At 70.7% G+C, this 2139-nt stretch carries 2 protein-coding genes and 1 pseudogene; 1 reads left to right on the forward strand and 2 read right to left on the reverse strand.

Annotation, left to right across the window (positions count from 1 at the left end; genetic code table 11):
- Positions 1–6 precede the first annotated feature (6 nt).
- Both ACTIDRAF_RS0222020 and ACTIDRAF_RS0222025 read right to left on the reverse strand, forming a co-directional pair.
- Entirely contained in the window at positions 7–846 is an 840-nt protein-coding gene (locus ACTIDRAF_RS0222020) for an ABC transporter permease (protein WP_016700872.1), read from the reverse strand.
- Entirely contained in the window at positions 843–1646 is an 804-nt protein-coding gene (locus ACTIDRAF_RS0222025; RefSeq protein WP_245533608.1) for an ABC transporter ATP-binding protein, read from the reverse strand. Before ACTIDRAF_RS0222025 ends, ACTIDRAF_RS0222020 begins: the two co-directional genes overlap by 4 nt.
- A 296-nt stretch (positions 1647–1942) precedes the next feature.
- Here ACTIDRAF_RS0222025 and ACTIDRAF_RS30495 point away from each other — a divergent pair.
- Positions 1943–2139, forward strand: a pseudogene (locus ACTIDRAF_RS30495) (phosphorylase); the annotation flags it as partial.

A 2139-nucleotide genomic window follows, 5' to 3' on the forward strand; every position in this document is an offset into this window, starting at 1 on the left:
GGCGGGTCAGCGGCGCCAGGGCAGTGCCCGGCGTTCGACGAGGCTGACCAGGGCGAAACCGGTCAGTCCGACGACCACGGTGAGGACGACCGCGGCGATGAGCTGCGGGGTGTCGTAGGTGCTGCGGCCCTGGACCATGAGGAATCCCAGGCCCTGTTGGGCGGAGATGTACTCGGCGAGGAACGCGCCGGTCATCGCGTCGATGACGGCGATCCGGGCGCCGGCGAACAGGGCGGGCAGCGCGGTGGGCAGTTGGACGAGGCGGAAGAACCGGGCGGGTCCGAGGTTGAGGACGCGGCCCAGGGCGCGCTGGTCGTCGGTGACCTCGCCGAGGCCGAGCATCATCGCGATCATCATCGGGAAGAAGGCGAGCATCACGATGAGGGCGAGTTGGGAGCCGAGGCCGAGGCCGAACCAGAGGACGAGCAGCGGGGCGAGGGCGATCTTGGGTGCGGCCTGGAGGATGACGACGTAGGGCGCCAGGACCAGGCGGACCGCGCGGAAGGAGGCGATGACCCAGCCGAGGAGGGAGCCGATGAGGATGCCGGCGCCGAGTCCGACGGCGATGTTGCGGACGGTGTAGCCGAGGTGGGGCCACAGTTCGCCGCTGCTGGCCAGGCGCCACAGGGCGTCGCCGACGCTGAGCGGGTCGGGTAGCAGGTAGGAGGGGACGTCGGCGAGGGTGACGTAGAGCTGCCAGGCGAGCAGGACCACGGCCAGGTAGGCGGCGGCGACGGTGATCCGGCGCAGCGGGGTTCCCTTGCCGAAGGGGCCGCCGCCGGGTCGGGTGCCGCCGGGTGCGGGTGGCGGGGTGGCCGCTCCGGTGGTGATCTCGGCGGTGCTCACGCCAGCTCCTCGCGGAGCATGCCGGCGAACTCGGCGAAGACCGGGAGTTGCCGGGTGGCGGCGTCGCGGTTCCGGTCGAGGGGGACCTGGTGGACGGAGCGGAGCCGGCCGGGGCGGGGTGACATCACCACGACGCGGTCGGCGAGGTAGGCGGCTTCCTCGACGCTGTGGGTGACGAAGACGATGGTTTTCCTGGTGGCGGCCCAGATGCGCAGGATGTCGTCGTGGAGCTTGTCCCGGGTGATGGCGTCGAGGGCGCCGAAGGGCTCGTCCATGAGCAGGATCCGGGGGTCGTAGGCGAGGGCGCGGACGATCGCGACCCGTTGGCGCATGCCGCCGGAGAGTTCCTTGGGGTAGGACTTGGCGAAGTCGCGCAGCCCGACGAGTTCGAGGAGTTCGTCGACCCGGTCGGTGGGCAGGTCGGAGCGGTCCTTCTGGACCTCGATGCCGAGGGAGACGTTGCGGGCGACGGTGCGCCACGGCAGCAGGGCCGGTTCCTGGAAGACGAAGCCGATGTCGCGGCCCGGGCGGGGCGCGCGGGTCCACTCGATGGTGCCTTCGTAGTCGGTGTCGAGGCCGGCGACCATCCGCAGCAGGGTGGACTTTCCGCAGCCGGAGGGGCCGATGATGGCGATGATCTCGCCGTCGCCGATGTCGAGGTTGACGTCGTCGAGGGCGCGGACGGAGGCGCCCTTGACGCTGACGTACTCCTTGCTCACCCCGCGGATCTCCAGCAGCCGCCTGTGGTCGGTCGCGGCCGCCGGGGGCGGCGCGGTGTCCTCGTGGGTGTGGTGGGTCACGGTGGCGGCTCCAGCGGGAGTCAGCCGGTCTGTTCCGGCTCGGATGGTCGAGTCGAGGTTGCACACTAAGCATTTCTTCCGTGTTGCGGAAGTGGTCATCCGGAATTGTTGTCCGCGACGGAGAGTGCGCGACCGGGCTGCCCTACGTGGCGGCGTTGATCGTTACCGCTGGTCGACAGCCGTGTTTGACTCCGCACACATCTTTGGGGACGGAACGTGACTGTTGACTGCGCGTGATGGCGCACCGCACACTGACGATTCTGGAAATCGACTTCCGCCTGACAGAAGGAGTCCTGGTGCCTCGCAGCGCTGCCGACCCGTGGCTCGACGGACGGCCCCCGCACCTGCCGTGCGGGCCCGGTGACCTGCCCGAGGTGTGCCTGCTGCCGGGGGACCCGGCCAGGGTGGACCGGGCGGCGGCCGTGCTCGACGACTTCCGCGTGCTGGGGCAGAACCGCGAGTTCCGGGTGGGCGTGGGCCGGCGGGGCGGGGT

This window comes from Actinoalloteichus spitiensis RMV-1378, from assembly GCF_000239155.1.
Classification (GTDB): Bacteria; Actinomycetota; Actinomycetes; order Mycobacteriales; family Pseudonocardiaceae; genus Actinoalloteichus_B; species Actinoalloteichus_B spitiensis.